Raw genomic sequence first — 20,100 nt, 5'->3', positions numbered from 1 at the left:
GGTCACGCCACCCCTGACATCGCCGGCTCGGCCGGCGTCTCGTCGATCAGACCCGCGCGGACGCCCTCGACGTAGGTGAAGCCGCCGAACATGAACTTGGTGGCCTCGGCACCGAGCACGCCGAGCACCTGCCCCGGCCGCAGCCGCCGCTGCTCGCGCACGCTGTGCAGGCCGATCCACGTGGACGCCGACCCGGTGTTGCCGTAGTCGGCCGCGCAGTTGTGGAACTTGTTCTCGGCGACACCCAGCACCGGCGACAGCACCTCGGCCATCCGCCCGTTGGTCTGGTGCGTGAGGTACCGGGTGATGCCCCGGTCGGTGAGACCGGTGGACGTCAACGCCGCGAACCCGGACGTGAACAGCTCCATGCCCTCCGCGCGGGCCAGCGTGTAGTCGTTGATCCAGCCGCGCTTGGCCGACGGGTCGGCCGTGGCGTGCGCCGGCTGCGAGGAGCCACCGGCGATCAGGCTGAACCCGGACGGCTTGCCCAGCCCGCGGGTGCCGAAGTAGACGTCGCGGATGTGCGGCCCGCCGCCGCCGTCGTGCCGGGAGAGGATCACCGCGCCGGCGCCGTCGCCCATCACGGAGACGTTGACCAGCTGGCCCCGGTCGCGCAGCGCGTCTTCGACGTCGAAGAGGACCGAGCCCGTTTCGCTGCCGACGATGCAGACCCGCTCGGCGGCGCCGGACGTGAGCATCGAGCTCGCGATCGTGAGCGCGTTGGCGAAGCCGGTGCACGCCTGCCGCAGCTCCATGAACTGCCCCGGGTAGCCGAGCCGGTCGGCGACCCAGGCGATGTTCGGCGGCAGCAGCGTGTGCGGCGACGTGGTGTGCCCGATCAGCAGGTCGAGGTCGCCGACGCCGAGACCGGCCTCGGCCAGCGCGGCTCGGACCGCGCGCTCGCACAGCTCCGGGTTGGTGTCGCCGGGGCGCGGCAGCTCGCGGGTGGCCGCGAGATCACGGGAGAGGTACCGGTGGTGGACCCCGAGCTGGTCGGCGATCTTCCCCACGAACTCCGACGTGTGCCGGCTGGCCGCCAGCGCCATGAAGGCGACCATGTCGTCGTTGGTGCGGGGCAGGCCCGGCAGCGAGACGCCGGTGCCCAGAACGCTCAGCTCGGTGGAGATCATCCGGTACGGGCGCGCGGCGCTCACTTGCTGATCTCGGCGAGCTCGTCGGGCCCCGGCGGCGGCAGGAAGACCGGGTTGACGGTCAACCGTTTGACGAACGCGATGGAGAACGCACGTTCGAACGGCACCCCGGCGTCCTCCAACTCGCCGCGCAGTTCCTTCGACGCCTTGACCAGGCGCGGACCGGGAATGTTCGGGTACAGGTGGTGCTCGGCGTGCCGGTTCGCGCCGCTGAGGAATGCCTGCCCGAAGACGTCGCATTCGAACGACGTGCTGGCCTGCAAACTGTCGTCGTCGACCAGGCCCTGGTGGTACACGATGTCGTTCATACTGCCGAGTACATAGGCCGCGACGATGGTGAGAATCAGGAACGTCGCCTGCGCATCGGGCAGTATCAGGCCGAGCGTCACATAAAATGTGATCGACGCCAGCGGACCCCAGATCGCGCGTATCACCTTTCCCCGTTTCGCCGCGATCAACGGCGCCTTCACAAGCAGGAACACGGGCGCGCCGATCACGGTGGCGACGATCAACAGGGCCGCCATAATCGGCTTCGGCCGGCGCGGGTGGATGACCTCCTGCGGATCACGGTCGGACCGGAACCGGGCGTGATGCGTGAGGTGGGCGGTGCGGTAGCCCGGGTACGACGTGCCCACGACGACCGACAGGATCTCGCCGAAGATCCGGTTCAGCCGACCGGTTCGGGCCAGATGCCCGTGTGCGGATTCATGCATGAGGCCGAATACGCCGATGTACCCGAAGGCGCCCACGACGAGCGCGGCACCCTGCGCGACGAGTTCGAGCCGACCCGAATACATCGAGCCGAACGCGATCGCGCCGACCACCAATGCGACATAGAAAAGCAGTTTCCACATCTGCCAGGAAACTGGTTGGAAATGCTCCGCCGACAAGTTACCCCGGCGCGCAGACACCGCCGTCACCCCGACCGCCCCCGATCACATTAAGGTCGAGCGCTACATGCTACCCCTCGACCGCAACGCATCACAGTGACGGAATCGGACATCTCGCGAAGTGGTCGGATCGTGGGTGACGATCATGGGCCGACGGCCGGTCAACTAATCACAATGACAGTGCAGAATGCCTGCTCAGAACCTGATTGACAGGTCAAGATAGACGCGCATGGCATACCTGTTTCAAGAATGTTTCAGCGTATTCTTTACTCATTGGTAACCGCGTTCAGATGACTGTCCACTGAGGACAGACCACGGTCCGTCGACTTCTCGGCAATCATGGAACGATGATCGGCACGCTGAAGACCGTCGTCCTGGACGCCCGTGACCACGCCGGCCTGGCCCGGTTCTACCAGGACCTCGCCGGCTGGACACAGATCTACGGCGACGACGAGTGGATCACCATGGTCACCGACGACGGTTGGCGGATCGCGACCCAGGTCTCACCCGACCACGTGCCACCGCACTGGCCGGACCCCGCCCATCCCCAGCAGGCCCACCTCGACCTGCGGGTGCCCGACCTGGCGGCGGCCACCGCCCGGGCCGAGGAACTGGGCGCGACGCTGCTGCGGCGCAACGAGCGCTGGCACACCCTCGCCGACCCGGCCGGGCACCCGTTCGACCTGTGCATCAACGCCGACGACCCCCGCGTCACGCTGATGGGCGTCATGCTCGACTGCCCCGACGCGAAGGCGCTGAGCCGGTTCTACGCGGACCTGCTCGGCAAGCCGGTCACCTACGACGGCGACGGCATGGCGATGATCGGCGCCGACGGCGCCCAGCCCGTCCTGTTCCAGCAGGTGGCGGAGTACTCGCCGCCGCGCTGGCCCGACCCGGCCCACCCCCAGCAGTTCCACCTCGACGTGCGGGTCGACGACGTCGAGGCGGCCGGGGAGGCGGCACTCGCGCTCGGCGCCACCCGCCTGCCCGGCGAGGGCGAGGGCGGCGGCGACAACTGGCGCGTGTACGCCGACCCCGCCGGCAAGCCCTTCTGCTTCATCTGGGACGCCTAACGCGACAGGCCGGCCATCAGGGCGGCGAACTGGGCGTGGTCGATGCTCTGGTCGGCGTCGGACAGAGCCGTGTCCGGTTCGGGGTGGACCTCGATCAGCAGGCCGTGGCTGCCCACCGCCCGGGCCGCCCGCGACATCGGCGCCACGTACCGGCGGTTGCCGGTGCCGTGGCTCGGGTCGATGATCACCGGCAGGTGGGTGCGTTCGTGCAGCACCGGCACGGCCGACAGGTCGAGGGTGTTGCGGGTGGCCGACTCGAACGTGCGGATGCCGCGCTCGCACAGGATCACCTGCTGGTTGCCGGCGGCCAGGATGTACTCGGCCGCGCCCAGCCACTCGTCGATCGTGCTCGACAGGCCGCGCTTGAGCAGCACCGGCCGGTCGACCTTGCCCAGCGCCCGCAGCAGGTCGAAGTTCTGCATGTTCCGCGCGCCGACCTGGAGCAGGTCCGCCGACAGGGCCATCCGCTGCACCTGCTCGACCGCCATCACCTCGGTGACGATCGGCAGGCCCACCTCGCGGCCGGCCTCCGCGAGCAGGGCCAGGCCGTCCCAGCCCAGGCCCTGGAAGGCGTACGGGGACGTGCGCGGCTTGAACACGCCGCCGCGCAGGAGGTGCGCACCCGCGTCCTTCACCGCGCGCGCCGTCGCCCGGATCTGGTCGGCCGACTCCACCGAGCACGGGCCGGCCATCACCACGAAGCCGTCGCCACCCACCAGCACGTCGCCGACGCGCACCAGGGTGTCCTCGCCGCGCGTCTCGCGGTCCACCAGTCTTTTCGCCTTTTTCGACGCGACGGCCGCGACCGGCGCGACCACGACGGCCTCCAACGCCTCGGCCGACGCCTGCGGCACCGCGCCGGGCTGCGGCTCGGTGCGGGTGACCTTCGCCGGGTAGCTGCCGAGCACCTTGATGTAGAGCGCGGCGCTGCGCAGTTCGTCGAGCATCAACTGGGTGCGCGGGTCGGCGACGTTGCCCTCGAAGTCGACGAAGAACAGGTACTCGAACGGCCGGCCGGGGCGCGGGCGCGACTCCAGCTTGGTGAGCGAGTGGCCGCTGCCGGCCAGGATCTCCAGGCAGCGCAGCAGCGCGCCCTCCTCGTGGCGGGTGGTCAGCACGAGGCTGGTCTTGCTCGGCACCCGCGCGTCGACCTCGATCGGCGTCGCGGCCAGCACGACGAACCGGGTGAAGGTCTCCTCCGCGTCGGCGATGCCCGGCCGCAGCACGGTGAGGCCGTGCGCGTCGGCCGCCTCCGGCGAGCCGATCGCGGCGTAGGAGGCGTCCGCGCGCTCCGCGACGGCCCGCATCGCCTCGCCGCCGTCGGCGATGTGCACGGTGATCGCGGCGGGCAGCGACCGGAGGAAGTCCGCGCACTGCTCCAGGCCGCGCGGATCCGCGAGGACGTGCGTGAGCGCACCGAGCGGCACGTCGCCCACCGCGGCCAGGCAGTGGTTCATCCGCCACGTCTCCTCGCCGACGACCGCGATCTCGCGCAGCCGCAGCAGGTCGTAGACCTGGTTGATGCTGCCGGCGGTGGTGTCCTCGATCGGGAGGACGGCGAGGTCGCACTCCCCCGTCTCCAGCGCCGCCAGCACGTCGGCGTAGCTGCCGTAGCCGGTGAACCCGGCGGCCTCGCCCCGGCCCGCCAGGTGCTTCGCGGCGGCGAGATGGCTGTAGGAGTGCTCGGCACCGGGGAACCCGACGGTGACCGTCTTCGCCGACGTGGCGATCAGGTCGGCCGACTGCCGGTCGACGGCGTGCCCGATGATCTCCCGGAACACCCGCCGGACCAGGTCGCCGGACACCCCGTGCCGGCGGGCCACCGCCTCGACGGCCTCCAGCACGGCGCGCTCGCGCTCGACGTCGCGCACCGGCGTCGCGGAGTTCGCCTTGGCCTTGCCCACGGCCGTGACCGTGTCGAGCCGCCGGGCGATCAGTTCGACGAGGGTGCGGTCGATGTCGTCGAGTTCGGCGCGCAGAGACGCCAGTTCGGGTGTGCCGCTCATGTGTTCTCTCTAGCACGTCGGCGGCGTCTTCCGGATGAGGCATGGCCGGGGCTTGTCGCGCGGGCCACGGTCGGCCATTGTTGGTCGTCGATGACAGAGTTCGCGGAGAGCTTCGACCCGCTCGGGGCGCACCTGCACGACCCCTATCCGTTCTACGCGGAGGCGCGGCGCACCGAGCCGGTCTTCTGGTCGCCGCGCCTGCGGGCCTGGGTGGTCACCCGGTTCGCCGACGTCGACGCGATCCTCAAGGATCCGGCCGGCTTCTCGTCGTCGAACAGCCTGCGGCCGGTGCGGGACCTGTACCCGGCGACGCTCGCCGCGCTGGCCGACGGTTACCCGCCGACCCCGGACCACATCACCTCCGACGGGGACGTCCACCGGCGCTTCCGCGCCCCCTACGCGAAGCGGTTGACGCTCGCGACGGTGAAGACGCTCGAGCCCGACATCCGCGCCCGCGCCGCCGCACTCGTCCGGACCTACACCGGCGGCGACGTCGTCGCCGGCTTCGCGTCACCGCTGCCCGCGCACACCGCGGCCCTGGTGTTCGGCATCGCGACCGCCGACGTCGAGACGGCGCGGCGGGGCAGCGAGGCGCTGTTCAGCCTCGGCAGCGCCGACCTCACCGAGGACGGCGAGGCGGCCGCCGCCCGCGACGCCGTCGCCCTGCAGCGGCTGATCGCCGGCTACGTCCGGCAGCGGCACGCCGACCCGAAGGACGACCTGATCAGCGACGTCGTCGCCGCCCTCGCACCGGGCGAGCTCACGTTCGACCGGGAGGCCGAGGTCGTCCAGACGCTGTGCAGCACCCTCGGCGCCGGCCACATCACCACCACCGACACGATCGGCAACGCGCTGCGCGTGTTCCTCCGGCACCCGGACCAGTGGGACCTGCTGCGCCGGCGACCCGACCTCGGGTCCAACGCCGTCGAGGAGGTGCTGCGGTTCGAGTCGCCGGTGCCGACGATCTTCCGTCGCGCCACGCGTGCGGCGTCCCTCGGCGGCGTCGAGATCCCGGCGGACGCCGACGTGCTGCTCGTCTTCGCCTCCGCCAACCGCGACGAGGGCCGCTACCCCGACCCGGACCGCTTCGACGTGACCCGCACGCCGAGCCGCCACTTCGGTTTCGGCGCCGGACCGCACACCTGCGTGGGCGCGCCGATGGCCCGCGTACAGGCCCGCGTCGCGCTCGGCCTGCTGCTCGAACGCCTGCCGGAACTGCGCCCGACGCCCGGCCGTCCGGTGACCCTCAAGACGACCCTGAACGTGCGGGGTCCGCGGACGCTGCACCTGTCCGGGTGAGCGGAGGACGCGCTCAGCGGCCGGCCGTGGCCAGGTCCCAGTACGCCGCGTAGCGGCCGCCCAGCGCCAGGAGCTCGTCGTGGGTGCCCTGCTCGATCACGCGGCCGCCGTCGAGGAACACGATCAGGTCGGCGGTCCTGACGGTGTGCAGGCGGTGCGCGACCAGCACCACCGTGCGGCCGGCCATCAGGCGTTCGATGCCCTCGTGCACGGCCGCCTCGTTCACCGGGTCGAGGGCCGACGTCACCTCGTCGAGGAGCACGATGGGCGCGTCCTTCAGCAGTGCCCGCGCGATCGAGACCCGCTGGCGCTCGCCGCCCGACAGCAGCGCGCCGCCCTCGCCCACGTTCGTCGACCAGCCGCCGGGCAGGCGCTCGACCACCTCGTCGAGGCGGGCGGCGGTGGCGGCCGCGCGGACCGCGGCGTCGTCGGCGTCGGGGCGGCCCAGGCGCACGTTCTCCTCGATCGTCCCGTCGAAGAGGTAGACGTCCTGGAAGACGATCGCGAGGCGCTCCATCAGCCCCGCGGTACCGATGTCGCGGACGTCGACGCCGCCGACGAGGACGGCGCCGCGGTCGACGTCGGCGAACCGGGCCAGCATCCGCAGCAGCGTGGTCTTGCCGGCGCCCGACGGCCCGACCACGGCGAGCCGCCGGCCGGCCGGAACGACCAGCGACACGTCGTCGAGGACGTCGCGGAACCCGACCGACGCGAACTCGAGGTCGCTGCGGTTCGGGCTGACCGGTTCGGCCGGCTCCGGCAGGGGCGGCGTGCGCAGCACGGCGTCGAGGCGGACCAGTTCCGCCCGCGCGACCCGCATCTTGCCGCCGGCTTCGGCCAGTGACAGCAACGGGTCCGCGCACCGGGCGGCCAGCACGAGGATGGTCAGGACCTCGGCCACCCCGATGTCGCCGCCGAGCGCGAGGTACGCGCCGAGCGCCAGCAGCGCGGTGAACACGGCCTGCACCGTCAGGGTCAGGCCGATCACGCCGGGCAGGGTCGCGAGCATCATCCGGCTGGACGCCCGCCGCACGCCCCGCAGCGCGTCGTCGAGCAGGCGGAAGCGTTCGCCGGTGCGGCCACCGGTGCGCAGCACCGGCTGTGCCTGGAGGTACTCGATGACGCGCGCGGTCGCCTCCCGGTCGTTCCGGGCGCGCCCGGTGTCGGTGGCCGCCACCGACCGGCTCGACCACCGCTGGATCAGGACGACGACCGGCGCGGCGAGCAACGCGGCGAGCCCGAGTCGCCAGTCGAACGCGAGCATCACGACGACGATCGTCGCCGGTGTCACCGCGGCGGACACGAGCGGCGACAACAGGTGCGCGATGACGCTCATCGCGGACAGGACGCCGCGGCTCGCCAGCACCGACACCTCGCCCACCCGGCCGGCCGTGTACCAGGCGACGGGCAGCTTCGCCAGGTGGTCGCCGAGCAGGTGGTAGACGCCGCGCAGCAACGTGACGCCGACCCGGAAACCGGACAGGTCGCTGAAGAACCGCAGCGCCGCGTACACCGTCACGGCGCCGCCGAACACGGCCAGCCACGGCCACACGTCGCCGGGCGTCGGGCCGAGCAGGGCCCGCAGCACGGGAACCAGCAGCGCGTAGGACAGGCCCTCGACGACGCCGGTCACCGTCATCAGGACGACGGTGCGGCGCACCGGCCCCGCGTACGTCGGCCCGAGGACGCGCAGCAGCAGGCGGATCATCGGAGCGCACCTTTCCGGTGGAAGTCGGCGAAAATCCCGTTGCCGGCCAGCAGGTCCGCCGGCCGGCCGCGCTCGACGACCACCCCACCGTCGAGGACCACCACCGTGTCGGCGTCGGCGACCGTCTCCATGCGGTGCGCGATGACGAGGATCGTGCGGTCGCCCCGCAGGGCGTGCCGGACGGCGCGTTCGGTCTCCGGGTCGGCGAACGCGGTCGCCTCGTCGAGCACCAGAACGGGCGTGTCGGCGAGCAGGGCGCGGGCGATCGCGATGCGTTGCGCCTCGCCGCCCGACAGGGTGACGTCGTCGCCGAGAATCGTGTCGTACCCGCGCGGTAGCGTGCCGATGCGGTCGTGGATGTTGGCCATGCGCGCGGCGCGCACCACGTCCGCGGTGGAAGCGGAAGGCACCGCGAGCGCGATGTTCTCGGTGACCGATGCCCGCAGCAGCCGCACGTCCTGGAACACGAACGACACGATCCCGTAGAGGTTCTCGACCTCCCGCAGGTCGACGCCGCCGACCGTCACCGACCCGTGGGTCGGGTCGAAGAACCGCGGAAGGAGTTGCACCAGTGTCGACTTGCCGCTGCCCGACGGCCCGACCACCGCCGTCACCGTGCCCGGTTCGAGCACCAGGTCGATTCCGCGCAGCACCTCGCGGTCCGCGTCGTATCCGAAGTGGACGCCGCGCAGCTCGACGCGGTGGCCGTCGGCGGGCACCGGACGGTCCGCCTGCGGCAGCGGCGCCACGCCCAGCACGTCCCGGATCCGTTTCACCGCGCGCCCGGCGGCCTGGAGGTCGTCGAAGCCGTGGCCGAGGGCCGCAACCGGCGCGGTGAGGCCGAGCCCGAGCAGGAGGAACGGCAGCAGGTCCGCCGGGGGCAGGCTGCCGTCGGTGACGAACACCGCGCCGCCGATCAGGATCACGAGGAGCACGAACGGGGGTGACAGCACCAGTTGCATCCCGGCCGCGACCACGGAGATGCCGCGCACCCACCCGAGGAACGTGGTGACGAACTCGTCGACGGCGTCGCGGAAGGCGCGGTGCGCGCGTCCGGTGCCGCCGAACGCCTTGACGACCGCGATGCCCTGCACGAACTCGACGACGGAGTTGAAGATCCGGCCCATGGCCGCGTCGAACTCGCCCTGCTGGCGCGCCCGGCGCGGCGTCATGAACAACGGCACGTGCGCGACGGCCAGCGCCACCGGGATCAGCGTGATCAGCGTCAGCCGCCAGTCGACGGTGAAGAGGTAGGCCAGCGACACCAGCGGCACCACGAACGCGGCCGTCAGGTCGCCGGGGGTGTGGGCGATGAACGGGTGGACGGCGCTGACGTCGTCGCCGACCACCTTGGCGAGTTCGCCGGTGCGGCGCCGGGACAGCCAGCCGATCGGCGCCCGGCCGAGCCGCTCGGCCAGGTGCCGGCGGAACGCCAACTGCACCCGGCCGTCGAGCGCGTGCGCGATCCCCGACGCCGTGCCGGTGCACGCCAGGCGCACGAGCAGGCCCACGGCGCCGACGACCACGATCGCGCGCACGTGGCCGTCCTCGATCGGGCCCGGCGACAGCAACGTACGTCCGAGTTCGACCACGGCCAGCAACGGCACCAGCCCGGCGACGCCGCCGACGACCTGGAGGGCCACCACGACCGCGAACGTCGGGACGAACGGCCGCAGGGACAAGGTCTTACCTCTCATTGGTCGGCCACGGCGCGGCGAACGGCCGCGCAGAGTTCGGCGATCTGACGCTGCGAGATCTCGGCCGACAGGATCGCCTGCGACCCGTGGAACGTGCCCGGCCACTGGTGCAGTTCCACCGACACGCCCGCCTGCAGCAGGCGCAGCGCGTACTCGATGTCCTCGTCGCGGTTCGGGCAGTACTCGGCGGTGCCGATGTACGCGGGCGGCAGCCCGGCGAGGTCGACCGCGCGCGCCGGTGAGGCGTACGGGGAGACCGGTGTGGAGTCCGGCTGCGGGCCGAGGTAGTAGCGCCACAGTTGGGTGGCCTTGGCGCTGTTCATCCACGGGATGTCGGTGAAGTTGCGCGCCGACCAGGTGAGCCGCCGGTCGTCGAGCGCGGGCTGGTTGAGCAGTTGGAACCGGATCGGCGGTCCGCCCTCGTTGCGGGCCAGCAACGCGACCCCGGCCGCGATCCCGGCGCCGGCGCTGTGCCCGCCGACGGCGATCCGGTCGGCGTCGATGCCGAGGTCGTCGGCGTTCCCGGCGGCCCAGGTGAGCACCGCGTAGACGTCGTCGACCGCGGCCGGGAACGGGTTCTCGGGGGCCAGCCGGTACTCCACCGAGATGACCACGACACCGGAGCCGTCGGCCAGCCGGGCCGCCCACGGGTGCTCGGTGTCGAGGTTGCCCATGACGAACCCGCCGCCGTGCATCCAGATGAGGGTGCCCTGCGCGAAGTCCGGGCGGTAGATCCGCACGCGCACGTCGGGGTCGGCGGGGACGACGAGGTCCTCGATCTTCATCGCCGAGGTGTCCGGCGCCGGGATCGACGCGGCCAGCCCGGCGAACTTCGTGCGCGCGGCGACCGGGTCGGACAGGTCGGCATCCGGGAACAGGACGGCGAAGGCTTCCAGTTCGGGATCCATGCGATCAGTCTGAGCGCTCGGCGCGGCCCGGTCAGCCGACATCCGTCGCGCATCCGGTGTGGTTCGCGCGCCGATCGTCGCTATGGTCGGTAACGTGGAAGCACTGGCCGAGCGGCTGTCGCAGCTGGATTCGCAGGCCGAGGGCGCGATCCGGGTCGTGATGTTCTACGACACGCTGATGCGCCGTCGGGTCGATCTTCCGGCGCTCGCCCGGGCCACGGCCGGGCTGGCGGAGTGCGTGGCAGGCATCCGGCTCACCGGCACGGCCCGGGTGATCCGCATGGGACCCGACGGCCGCCCGGCCCCCGAACCGCCCGACGGGACGGAACCGTCCACGACGGCGCCGATCCTGCTCGACGACGAGGAGATCGGCACGGTCTGGCTCGAACGCGCCGGCCCGCCCGCCCTGCTCGACGAGATGGTGCTCGACCGCCTCGCGATCGCCGCCGCCGCCGTCGTCGAGCGCTACGGCCCGGCCCGGGCCACCATGGCCGACCCCGCGCTCGTGGAGCTGGTGATCAGCGCCGACACCGACGAGGCCGCCCGGGCCCGGGCGATGCGGCTGCTCGGGTTCTCCGCCGACGTCCCGGTGCGCGTGGTGGCCGTGCGCTCGACGGTGCCGCTCGACCGCATCGGCGGCATGGTCTGCCCGGCCCGCCTGGTGAAGGCCGCACCGCTCGCCGACGTGGGCGTACTGCTGGCCACCACCGTCGACCCGGCGCGGTTCCCGGCCGGCGCCAGGGCGGGCATCGGCGCCGCCGGCGGACCCGACCGGTCCTGGCGGGACGCCCGCACCGCGCTGCGCTTCACCACCGACCGTGAGCCGGTGGTGCACCACGACGACCTGGGTGCGCTGGCGCTCCTCGCCCAGGTGCCACCGGAGACGGCCCGGTGCAACACCGACGTCGCGGCGATCGCCCGGCTGGCCGCCAACCCGACGGATCTGTCCACATTGGACGCCTACTGCGTCACCGGCTCGTTGCGCCGCGCGGCCGACGCGCTGCACCTGCACCACAGCAGCGTCGCCCGGCGGCTCGACCAGCTCGGCCAGGCCCTCGGCATCGAGCTCACGGCGTCCGACGGGTTGCTGCGGGCGCGACTGGCCCTGACGGCGTGGCGCCTGCTGGACGACTGAGCCACACGAAGAGCGGCGGCACCACGAGTTCGATGACGGTCAGCGGGATCTGGAACCAGTGCGGCGCCCCGTACTGCACCATCGACAGCACCCGGCCGATGCCGCCGAGGAACATGACGCCGGCCAGCCAGCGCACGACCGTCGCCGGGATCGGCGTCTGCCGGGCCGCCCACAGCCACGCCACGCCGTAGCCGACGAAGATGGCGTTGTAGAAGCGTTCCCGGCTGTCGACCGTGATGCCCGCCTCCGTGTCGGCCGTTCCCTCGCCGGGCACCGACCCGATGCCGAGCACCACGTGGTAGACGCCGATCGCCACGCAGGCGATCCCCATCGTGACGGCGAGCCATTTCAGAACGCGTGCCATCCAACGCCCCCGACAATAAGTAGACGTGTGTCTACCAAGCACGCTACGACAGCCGGTAGACACGCGTCAACTATGCTTTGCCCGTGCCCACCCGACGCCGCCTCACGCCGCAGGACCGGCGCCGTCAACTGCTCGACGTCGGTGCCGGGATGTTCGCGACGCGGCCGTACGAGTCGGTGCTCATGGAGGAGATCGCCGAGCGCGCCGGCGTCTCCCGGGCCCTGCTCTACAAGCACTTCCCGAGCAAGCACGACCTGTTCGCCGCCGTCTACCGGGAGGCGGCCGACGGCCTGCTCGACGCCACCGAACTCGACACCGACACCCCGTTCGTCGACCAGGTCAGCGACGGCCTGAACACCCACATCGAGTACTTCGCCGCCAACGCCAGCGCCGTGCTCGCCGCCAACCGCACCCTGGCCGGCGACCCGACCATCCAGGCCATCATCACCGGCGAACTCGCCGTCCTGCGCCAACGGATGATCGACGTGAGCGGCCTCGACGGGTCCGACCGCGACCGCCTCGCCGCGGTGCTGACCGCGTGGCTGGTGTTCGTCCGCGTCCTGGTGCTCGACTGGCTCGCCGACCGGAACTTCAGCCGGGCCGACCTGCACGCGGTCTGCATGGGCGCCTTCACCGGTGCCCTCGGCGACCTGGTGCCGCGGATCGAGCAGAATCGGCGGGGTGTCCATGCTTAAAGCGGTGTCCCTCGCCAAGCGCCACGACGGCGACACGCTGTTCGAGAAGCTGAACCTGATCGTCGGCCGCGGCGACCGCATCGGCCTGGTCGGCCCGAACGGCACCGGGAAGTCGACGCTGCTGAACGTGCTCGCCGGGGTCCAGCCGCCGACGTACGGTCAGGTGCTCCGCTCCCCCGACACCACGGTCGGGTACTTCACCCAGCAGGTCCCGGATCCGACCGCGACGGTGGGCGACTTCCTCGCCGAGGGCCTGGGCGAACTGGTCGCGGTGAACGCGCGGCTCGAAATCCTCCGCGAGCAGATGAAACAGGACCACCGGGTGCTGGGCGAGTACGGCGACCTCGACGACCGCTGGACCCACCTGGCCGGCTGGAACGCCGAGACCTGGCTCGCGCAGGTGCGGCAACGCCTCGACATCGCGCACCTGCCGCAGGCCGCGACCCTGGGCGAGATCAGCGGCGGCGAACAGGCCCGCCTCACGCTCGCCCGCGTGCTGCTGGAGTCGCCGGAACTGCTGCTGCTCGACGAGCCGACCAACCACCTCGACGCCGACGGCATCGCCTGGCTCGGCGAGTGGCTGGCCCGGTTCCCCGGCGGCATCCTCGTCGTCAGCCACGACCGCGACTTTCTCGACCGCGTCGTCACCCGGATCGTCGAACTCGACGGCATCCACGAGGAACCCCAGTTCTACACCGGCGGCTACACCGAGTACCGCGCCGAGAAGCTGCGGCGCTGGGAGCGGCTGCTCCTCGACTACGAGGCGCAGGAGAAGGACCGCCGCCGCTGGGAGGCCGACATCGAGAAGACGAAGGAGTACGCCGCCGACAAGGAGGCCACGATCCCCAAGCGCGGCCGCGACCAGCAGAATCGGCTGGCGAAGAAGGTCGCGAAGAAGGCCAAGGCGCGGGAACGGCGACTGCGCCGGCAGATGATGGCCACCAAGTGGCTGGCCGAACCGCAGACGCGGCCGCCGCTCGTGTTGAAAATGCAGGTGGACGCCGAGGAAGCCGGCCCGGTTCTGGAAGCGTCCGGCCTCACCGTGGCCCTCGGCGGGAACACGATCCTGCGCGACGTCGACCTGACCGTCCACAGTGGAGACCGCGTGCTGATCGGTGGCCGCAACGGCGCCGGGAAGTCGACGCTGTTCCGCGTGCTCGCCGGTCACCTCGAACCCGACGCCGGCACGGTGACCGGCCGCGGCGTGCTCCTGCCGCAGACGCACGACGCGGTGCGCACCGGCGTCACCGTGTTCGACTACCTCCGGTCGCGCCTCGCCCTGTACGCCGAGGACGCCGAGCAGTTGCTGGAGGGGTACCTGTTCGGGCCCGACCAGTGGCACCGGCCGCTGCGCGCGCTGTCGGCCGGCGAACTGCGCCGGCTGCTGCTGGCCGTGATGGCGAACTCGCCGGCCCGCACCCTGCTGCTCGACGAGCCCACCAACTACCTCGACTTCGACGCCCTCGACGTGGTGGAGCAGGCGTTCACCGAGTTCGGCGGCACCCTCCTCGTGGTGACCCACGACGCCCGCTTCGCCACGGCGATCGGCTGCACCCGCACCTGGCACGTCGCCGACGGCCACCTGCATACGGACTGACGGTCACTCCTTGGTGAATTGTCCCCGAGCGTACGATGACCGACGGCCCCTACCTGGGAGTGAACAGTGAACGCCGAAACCACCGCCTCCACCGCCTCCGCTGCCTTCAGTGCCGCCCTCGACGTGGTGCGCTCCGTCGAGCCGCGCATCGCCGACGCGATCGCGCAGGAGCTGCGCGACCAGCGCGAGTCGCTCAAGCTCATCGCCAGCGAGAACTACGCCTCACCGGCGGTGCTGCTCGCGATGGGCAACTGGCTGTCGGACAAGTACGCCGAGGGCACGATCGGCCGCCGCTTCTACGCCGGCTGCCAGAACGTCGACACCGTCGAGGCGGTCGCGGTCGAGCACGCGAAGGCCCTGTTCGGGGCGCCGTACGCGTACGTGCAGCCGCACTCGGGCATCGACGCGAACCTGGTCGCGTACTGGGCGATCCTGGCCGACCGGGTCGAGGTGCCGCACCTGAAGAAGTTCTCCAAGCGCCAGGTCAACGACTTGTCCGACGCCGAGTGGGCGGAGCTGCGGGCCGCGTTCGGCAACCAGCGGATGCTCGGAATGTCGCTCGACGCGGGCGGCCACCTCACCCACGGCTTCCGGCCCAACATCTCCGGCAAGATGTTCGACCAGCGCAGCTACGGCGTCGACCGGGCGACCGGCCTGATCGACTACGCGGCGCTGCGGGAGACCGCGCGCGAGTTCAAGCCGTTGGTGATCGTCGGTGGCTACTCGGCGTACCCCCGGAAGGTGAACTTCGCGACCATGCGCGAGATCGCCGACGAGGTCGGCGCCACGTTCATGGTCGACATGGCGCACTTCGCCGGGCTGGTCGCGGGCAAGGTGTTCACCGGCGACTTCGACCCGGTGCCGCACGCGCACATCGTCACCACCACCACGCACAAGAGCCTGCGCGGTCCGCGTGGCGGCGCGGTGCTCGCCCAGCCCGAACTGTCCGACCAGGTCGACCGCGGCTGCCCGATGGTGCTCGGCGGCCCGCTCAGCCACGTGATGGCCGCCAAGGCGGTCGCGTTCGCCGAGGCCCGCCGCCCCGAGTTCGCCACCTACGCGCAGCAGATCGTCACCAACAGCCAGGCACTCGCCGAGGGCCTGGTGAAGCGCGGGGTGCGGGTGGTGTCCGGCGGCACCGACAACCACCTGGTGCTGCTCGACGTGAACGACGGGTTCGGGCTCACCGGCCGCCAGGCCGAGCAGGCGCTGCTGCAGAGCGGCGTGGTCACCAACCGCAACGCGATCCCGCAGGACCCGAACGGCGCCTGGTACACGTCCGGCATCCGGGTCGGCACGCCGGCGCTGACCAGCCGCGGCCTCGGCGCCGCCGAGATGGACCAGATCGCCGACCTGATCCACACCGTGCTCGCGGCCACCACACCGGCCGCGGGCTCGAAGGCCAAGTTCACGCTGGACCCGGCCCTGGCCGACCGGATCAGCAAGCAGGCCACCGAGCTCCTGGCCCCGTTCCCCCTCTACCCCGACGTCACCCTCGACTGACCCCCTCGCGCCGAGAGGTGTCGGCCGTTCGACGACGGGCGACGCCCAGCCCGGCGGCGGCGCAGACCACCGCGCACAGCACCAGAGCGGCGTCACCGCGACCGGTCCCGAATCCACCGGTCACGAATCCACCGGTCACGGCGACGCCGACGGTGGCACCGACCTGCCGCACCGCGTTGAGCAGGCCGCCCGCCGCGCCGGCCGTGCCCGCGGGTGCGGTGGTGACCACCAGCGTCACCAGCGCCGGCAGCGCCAGCGACACCCCGAACCCGGTCCCGACCAGGCCGACGACCAGCACCGGGTAGCCGGCGTCGGTGGCGACGGCCGCACCGAGCACCAGGCCGGCGACGGTCAGCAGGGCAAGGCCGGCGAGCACCGGTGGCCGGGGGCCGACGCGGGCGACGAGCCGCCCGGTGAGCAGGGGGTTGACGGCGAACGGCACCGTCATCGGTAGGAAGGCGAGGCCGGTCGCGACCGGGCTCAGCCGGGCGGTCAGGAGCAGCGGCAGCACGAACAGCACGCCGGACATCGCGAAGTTCACGGCCGCGCCGGCGAGCAGCGCCGTCCGGAGATCGGGAGTGGTGCGGACGAGCACCGGCGCCGCGCTGCGCCGTTCCCGCACCGCGAACAGCGTCGCCGCGGCGACGAACGCCACCGCCGCCGTGGCGGCGTGCGCGGGGGCACCGGCGCCGAGCGCGATCAGGGCGTCCGTGAGCAGGGCCAGCGCGGCGACGGCGGTCAGCTGCGTCGTCCAATCGATCTTTCTGAAGCCGGTGGGGCAGCGGACCGAACGGCCCGCGACCAGAACGAGCACGACGGCGGCCAGCGGGCCGTTGACCAGGAAGATCGCCCGCCAGCCGGCAGCGTCGACCAGCACGCCGCCGACGACCGGGCCGGCCGCGAGCGCCGCGCCGCTGGTCGCGGCCCAGACCGCCACCGCACGGGCCCGGTCGGCCGGCCGCGGAAAGAGCCGCGTGATCATCGCCATCGACGCCGGCACGACGGCGGCCGCGGCGGCGCCCAGCAGCGCGCGCAGCGCGACCAGCGTCCAGATGTCGGGAGCGAGCGCGCACAGCAGCGACCCGAGGCCGAACCCGGCGACGCCGGCCCGGAACACCTGGTGGGCGCCGTAGCGGTCGGCGACCGCGCCGGCACCGAGCAGCAGCGCCGCGAACGCGACCGTGTACGCGGTGACGACCCACTGCAGCCCGGCGAGCGACGCGTGCAGCGAGCGGGCGAGGTCGGGTTCGGCGACGGACAGGACGGTCATGTCCAGCAGGACCATGAAGTAGCCGAGGGAGATGCCGGTCAACGGTTTCACGAGGTCGAAGCCTCGCGCCGATGCGGTGAGGGTTCCACCGGCCCGGCCGTACGCTGGGTTCGGAAGATCCGAACGGAGTCCACATGGAACTGCGGCAGTTGCGCACCTTCGAAACGGTCGTCGCGCACGGAACGGTGACGGATGCCGCGGTCGCCCTGGGCATGGCGCCGTCGTCGGTGTCGGAGCAGATCCGGACGCTGGAGAAGTCGCTCGGCGTGGCGCTGTTCGAGCGCGGCGCCCGCGGCATGCGGCTGACGCCCGAAGGGGTGCGGCTGCGCGGGTGGGCGCGGCGGCTGCTGGAGCAGGCCGAGCAGGCCCGGCGCGACGTCGCCGGTCCGGTGCTGCGACTGGGTGCGCTGGAGACGATCGCGGCCACGCACGTGCCGGCGGTGCTGGAGCGGCTCGCGGAGCGGCGTCCCGGGCTGACCGTCGACGTCCGCTCCGACGCGGCCCGCGACCAGTTGCTCGCGGCCGTCGCGGCCGGCGACCTGGACGCCGCGCTGCTGCTGGACTCCGGCGACCGCCTGGGCGAACTCGGTTTCCCGGTGCCGCCGGCGCCACTCGACTTCGTCGACCTGCAACCGGTGCCGCTGGCGCTGGTGGCCGCGCCCGGCCACCGGTTGGACGGCCCGGCACCGGTGACCCGCGCGGCGCTGGCCGGCGAGAAGCTGCTCGTGAACGTGCCGGCATGCTCGTTCCACCTGGCCGGTGAGCGACTGTTGGGCGCCGACGTCGAGCGGGTGCGGGCGGGCAGCGTGGCGGTGATGCGGGCGTGGGCCGAGCGGGGCCTCGGGGTCGCGCTGCTCCCGGAGTTCGCGGTGACCGACCAGGTGACGGCCGGCACGCTGACCCGGCTCCGCCTGGAGACGCCGGACCTCACCCTGCGACTGGTGTGGCGCGCGGACCGCGAGCCCGGCATCCGCGAGTTGCTCTACGCGGCGTCGGCCTGACTTTCCGGGCGGTTACAGGCGGTCGGCGAGGCGGTCGTGCAGGGCGGTGAGCGTGTCGATGCGGTGACGCAGGTCGGCGAGCCGTTGGCGGGCGACGGCCATCGCGGTCGCGCAGGTGTTGCCGTCGCCGGCACCGAAGCGCGGCGGGAGGTCGCGGTCGAGGTAGGCGAGGAACGCGCGGACGTCGGCGATCGTGAACCCGGTGGCGAGCAGTTCCCGGATGTTGCGCACCCGCACCACCGCGTGCTCGCCGTACACCCGGTAGCCGTTCGGGTTGCGCCCGCTGGTGAGCAGACCCTCGTGCTCGTAGTGCCGCAGGGCCCGGGTGGTCGTGCCCGCCGCCGTCGCCAACTCGCCGATCCGCATGGGTTCTACTGTGTACCACCGTCCAGCCGCACCAGCACCGTGCCGACGTACCGGCCGGCGAACAGGTCGAGCAGGGCGCCCGGCGCGGCGTCGAGGCCGTCGACGACGACGTGCGGCAGGTCGGGCGCCGGATAGCCGTCGTGCAGGTCCGGGTGGGCCGACGCGCGGAATCCCCGCAGCGTCAGACCCTTGCCGATGACGGCCGGCAGGTCGAGCCGCGGGCCCGGCCGGTCGGCGAGCGTTCCGCACAGCGCGACCCGGCCGCCGTCGTTGAGGAGCCCGACGACGGTCGCCAGGTGGTCTCCGCCGACGTTGTCGAAGTAGACGTCGATGCCGTCCGGCGCGCACGCTGCCAGCGCCGCTTCGACGTCGCCGGACGCGTAGTCGACGGCGGCGTCGTAGCCGAGCCGGTCCACGAGTTCGGACGTCTTCCAGGCGCTGCGGGTGCCGCCGACGACCCGTCCCGCGCCGAGCGTCCGGGCCAGGATCCCGGCCGCCGAACCGACCGCGCCGGCGGCGCTGGACACGTAGACGGTGTCGCCGGCCCGCACGCCGGCCAGCCGCAACCCGACGTACGCCGTGACGCCGCTGGACAGGTGCCGCATCGGGTCGCCGTCGGGCACCGGTCGGCAGCGGTCGGCGTCGACGACGGCGTGGGTCGACCAGCCGGCCATGTGCACCACGTCGGCACCCGCGGCGACGCGCGGGGCGGCGGAGGCGAGCACCGTGCCGAGCGTCCGGGCGAACAGCGGTTCTCCCGGTTCGAAGCCGGGCAGTGACGCGGTGCCGCCGGCGAGCATGGTGCGCATCACCGCGCCCAGGGCCATGTACCGGTTCGCCACCAGCACCTGCCCCGGTTCCAGGGCCGGCAGCTCCGCGGTGCGCGTCTCGAAGTCGGTCGGTGCCGGCGCGCCCACCGGGCGGCGGGCGAGGTGTACCCGTGTCGTTCGCATGGACGCGGACGCTAGAGGTTGCCGCATGCGTCAAGGTCAAGTACGGGTAGGGTGCGGCGGTGGCAACGGTCCGGGTCGAGACGGTCGTCGACCGCTCCGCCGACGAGGTGTGGGACGCGGTCGCCGACGTGGGCGCGGTGCACCGTCGGCTGCTGCCCGGCCGGGTCGCCGACGCCCGCATCGACGGCGACACGCGGATCCTGACGATGCCCGACGGGTGGCGGATCGGTGAGCTGATCCTGGCCGTCGACCACGACCTGCGCCGGATGGCGTACACGGTGGTCGACGGGCAGCGGCTGCCGCTGACCTACCACCACGCCGCGTTCGAGGTGGTGCCGGAAGGCAACCGGTGCCGCCTGGTGTGGGTTACCGATGTCCTTCCGCACGACCAGGCGCCCGCGGTGCGGGCCCGGGTCGAACGCGGCATCGTCGAGATGCGGCAGGCCCTCGAAGCGGGCGGAGGAACTGTCGCACCCCGTTGATA

18 protein-coding genes are annotated in these 20,100 nt (G+C 72.4%); 8 read left to right on the top strand and 10 right to left on the bottom strand.

The window, feature by feature from the left end:
* Nucleotides 1-2: 2 nt before the first annotated feature.
* Together Vau01_RS19525 and Vau01_RS19520 are read right to left on the bottom strand one after the other, a co-directional pair.
* Nucleotides 3-1,154 carry a 3-oxoacyl-ACP synthase III family protein gene (locus Vau01_RS19525; RefSeq protein ID WP_203994738.1) on the bottom strand — a complete coding sequence of 384 codons (1,152 nt, stop codon included), beginning with the start codon at nucleotides 1,152-1,154 and terminating at the stop codon, nucleotides 3-5.
* On the bottom strand, nucleotides 1,151-2,005 hold the full coding sequence (locus tag Vau01_RS19520; RefSeq protein WP_203994736.1) for a fatty acid desaturase family protein: 855 nt from the start codon (nucleotides 2,003-2,005) through the stop codon (nucleotides 1,151-1,153). Before Vau01_RS19520 ends, Vau01_RS19525 begins: the two co-directional genes overlap by 4 nt.
* A gap of 383 nt (nucleotides 2,006-2,388) precedes the next feature.
* Here Vau01_RS19520 and Vau01_RS19515 point away from each other — a divergent pair, with 383 nt between their 5' ends.
* On the top strand, nucleotides 2,389-3,114 hold the full coding sequence (locus tag Vau01_RS19515) for a VOC family protein (RefSeq protein WP_203994725.1): 726 nt from the start codon (nucleotides 2,389-2,391) through the stop codon (nucleotides 3,112-3,114).
* Here Vau01_RS19515 and Vau01_RS19510 read toward each other — a convergent pair.
* Nucleotides 3,111-5,120, bottom strand: a complete 2,010-nt coding sequence (locus Vau01_RS19510; protein WP_203994722.1) for a bifunctional 3-deoxy-7-phosphoheptulonate synthase/chorismate mutase — start codon at nucleotides 5,118-5,120, stop codon at nucleotides 3,111-3,113. The two genes, Vau01_RS19515 and Vau01_RS19510, sit on opposite strands and share 4 nt — an antisense overlap.
* 90 nt (nucleotides 5,121-5,210) lie before the next feature.
* Between Vau01_RS19510 and Vau01_RS19505 the strand changes: the two genes are divergently transcribed.
* Nucleotides 5,211-6,419, top strand: a complete 1,209-nt coding sequence (locus Vau01_RS19505; RefSeq protein ID WP_203994716.1) for a cytochrome P450 — start codon at nucleotides 5,211-5,213, stop codon at nucleotides 6,417-6,419.
* A gap of 13 nt (nucleotides 6,420-6,432) precedes the next feature.
* Here the strand turns inward: Vau01_RS19505 and Vau01_RS19500 are convergent, their stop codons facing one another.
* The 3 genes from Vau01_RS19500 to Vau01_RS19490 are packed head-to-tail and all read right to left on the bottom strand — an operon-like array spanning nucleotide 6,433 to nucleotide 10,732.
* Complete coding sequence (locus tag Vau01_RS19500) at nucleotides 6,433-8,127, bottom strand: ABC transporter ATP-binding protein (protein WP_203994713.1); 1,695 nt, start codon at nucleotides 8,125-8,127, stop codon at nucleotides 6,433-6,435.
* A complete protein-coding gene (locus Vau01_RS19495; RefSeq protein ID WP_203994710.1) occupies nucleotides 8,124-9,809 on the bottom strand; it encodes an ABC transporter ATP-binding protein in 1,686 nt (561 codons plus the stop codon). Before Vau01_RS19495 ends, Vau01_RS19500 begins: the two co-directional genes overlap by 4 nt.
* An 11-nt stretch (nucleotides 9,810-9,820) precedes the next feature.
* Nucleotides 9,821-10,732 carry an alpha/beta hydrolase gene (locus tag Vau01_RS19490; protein ID WP_239151708.1) on the bottom strand — a complete coding sequence of 304 codons (912 nt, stop codon included), beginning with the start codon at nucleotides 10,730-10,732 and terminating at the stop codon, nucleotides 9,821-9,823.
* A 94-nt stretch (nucleotides 10,733-10,826) separates the two neighbouring features.
* Between Vau01_RS19490 and Vau01_RS19485 the strand changes: the two genes are divergently transcribed.
* Complete coding sequence (locus Vau01_RS19485; RefSeq protein ID WP_203994704.1) at nucleotides 10,827-11,867, top strand: helix-turn-helix domain-containing protein; 1,041 nt, start codon at nucleotides 10,827-10,829, stop codon at nucleotides 11,865-11,867.
* Here the strand turns inward: Vau01_RS19485 and Vau01_RS19480 are convergent.
* A complete protein-coding gene (locus Vau01_RS19480; protein ID WP_203994701.1) occupies nucleotides 11,800-12,231 on the bottom strand; it encodes a DUF4345 domain-containing protein in 432 nt (143 codons plus the stop codon). The two genes, Vau01_RS19485 and Vau01_RS19480, sit on opposite strands and share 68 nt — an antisense overlap.
* Before the next feature lie 83 nt (nucleotides 12,232-12,314).
* On the opposite strand from Vau01_RS19480, the gene Vau01_RS19475 reads away from it, so the two are divergent.
* The 3 genes from Vau01_RS19475 to Vau01_RS19465 all read left to right on the top strand — a co-directional run bounded on the left by Vau01_RS19475 (nucleotide 12,315) and on the right by Vau01_RS19465 (nucleotide 16,026).
* On the top strand, nucleotides 12,315-12,926 hold the full coding sequence (locus Vau01_RS19475) for a TetR/AcrR family transcriptional regulator (protein ID WP_203994698.1): 612 nt from the start codon (nucleotides 12,315-12,317) through the stop codon (nucleotides 12,924-12,926).
* On the top strand, nucleotides 12,919-14,523 hold the full coding sequence (locus Vau01_RS19470) for an ABC-F family ATP-binding cassette domain-containing protein (protein WP_203995175.1): 1,605 nt from the start codon (nucleotides 12,919-12,921) through the stop codon (nucleotides 14,521-14,523). Before Vau01_RS19475 ends, Vau01_RS19470 begins: the two co-directional genes overlap by 8 nt.
* 66 nt (nucleotides 14,524-14,589) lie before the next feature.
* Complete coding sequence (locus Vau01_RS19465) at nucleotides 14,590-16,026, top strand: glycine hydroxymethyltransferase (protein WP_203994695.1); 1,437 nt, start codon at nucleotides 14,590-14,592, stop codon at nucleotides 16,024-16,026.
* Here Vau01_RS19465 and Vau01_RS19460 read toward each other — a convergent pair.
* Nucleotides 16,013-17,347 (bottom strand): MFS transporter, encoded by a 1,335-nt coding sequence (locus tag Vau01_RS19460; RefSeq protein ID WP_239151707.1) that lies wholly within the window; start codon nucleotides 17,345-17,347, stop codon nucleotides 16,013-16,015. The two genes, Vau01_RS19465 and Vau01_RS19460, sit on opposite strands and share 14 nt — an antisense overlap.
* An 83-nt stretch (nucleotides 17,348-17,430) precedes the next feature.
* On the opposite strand from Vau01_RS19460, the gene Vau01_RS19455 reads away from it, so the two are divergent.
* Nucleotides 17,431-18,297, top strand: a complete 867-nt coding sequence (locus tag Vau01_RS19455) for a LysR family transcriptional regulator (RefSeq protein WP_203994692.1) — start codon at nucleotides 17,431-17,433, stop codon at nucleotides 18,295-18,297.
* Between the two features lie 12 nt (nucleotides 18,298-18,309).
* Here Vau01_RS19455 and Vau01_RS19450 read toward each other — a convergent pair whose 3' ends face one another.
* Complete coding sequence (locus tag Vau01_RS19450; RefSeq protein ID WP_203994690.1) at nucleotides 18,310-18,663, bottom strand: MerR family transcriptional regulator; 354 nt, start codon at nucleotides 18,661-18,663, stop codon at nucleotides 18,310-18,312.
* Nucleotides 18,664-18,668: 5 nt separating this feature from the next.
* Nucleotides 18,669-19,616 (bottom strand): MDR family NADP-dependent oxidoreductase, encoded by a 948-nt coding sequence (locus tag Vau01_RS19445; protein WP_203994687.1) that lies wholly within the window; start codon nucleotides 19,614-19,616, stop codon nucleotides 18,669-18,671.
* A gap of 59 nt (nucleotides 19,617-19,675) precedes the next feature.
* Here Vau01_RS19445 and Vau01_RS19440 point away from each other — a divergent pair, with 59 nt between their 5' ends.
* The gene (locus Vau01_RS19440; RefSeq protein WP_203994684.1) at nucleotides 19,676-20,098 is read left to right on the top strand and encodes an SRPBCC family protein; all 423 of its coding nucleotides are present in this window, start codon (nucleotides 19,676-19,678) and stop codon (nucleotides 20,096-20,098) included.
* Nucleotides 20,099-20,100 lie beyond the last annotated feature (2 nt).

This window comes from Virgisporangium aurantiacum, from assembly GCF_016863635.1.
Lineage (GTDB): Bacteria > Actinomycetota > Actinomycetes > Mycobacteriales > Micromonosporaceae > Virgisporangium > Virgisporangium aurantiacum.
This window is presented reverse-complemented; position numbering and strand designations above follow the sequence as displayed.

Bases quoted from the DNA above. Each gene is read 5' to 3' on its own strand.
- Vau01_RS19520 (WP_203994736.1), bottom strand. From the start codon at position 2,005: ATGTGGAAACTGCTTTTCTATGTCGCATTGGTGGTCGGCGCGATCGCG.
- Vau01_RS19455 (WP_203994692.1), top strand. From the start codon at position 17,431: ATGGAACTGCGGCAGTTGCGCACCTTCGAAACGGTCGTCGCGCACGGA.
- Vau01_RS19490 (WP_239151708.1), bottom strand. From the start codon at position 10,732: ATGGATCCCGAACTGGAAGCCTTCGCCGTCCTGTTCCCGGATGCCGAC.
- Vau01_RS19500 (WP_203994713.1), bottom strand. From the start codon at position 8,127: ATGATCCGCCTGCTGCTGCGCGTCCTCGGGCCGACGTACGCGGGGCCG.
- Vau01_RS19480 (WP_203994701.1), bottom strand. From the start codon at position 12,231: ATGGCACGCGTTCTGAAATGGCTCGCCGTCACGATGGGGATCGCCTGC.
- Vau01_RS19445 (WP_203994687.1), bottom strand. From the start codon at position 19,616: ATGCGAACGACACGGGTACACCTCGCCCGCCGCCCGGTGGGCGCGCCG.
- Vau01_RS19505 (WP_203994716.1), top strand. From the start codon at position 5,211: ATGACAGAGTTCGCGGAGAGCTTCGACCCGCTCGGGGCGCACCTGCAC.
- Vau01_RS19510 (WP_203994722.1), bottom strand. From the start codon at position 5,120: ATGAGCGGCACACCCGAACTGGCGTCTCTGCGCGCCGAACTCGACGAC.
- Vau01_RS19515 (WP_203994725.1), top strand. From the start codon at position 2,389: ATGATCGGCACGCTGAAGACCGTCGTCCTGGACGCCCGTGACCACGCC.
- Vau01_RS19450 (WP_203994690.1), bottom strand. From the start codon at position 18,663: ATGCGGATCGGCGAGTTGGCGACGGCGGCGGGCACGACCACCCGGGCC.
- Vau01_RS19470 (WP_203995175.1), top strand. From the start codon at position 12,919: ATGCTTAAAGCGGTGTCCCTCGCCAAGCGCCACGACGGCGACACGCTG.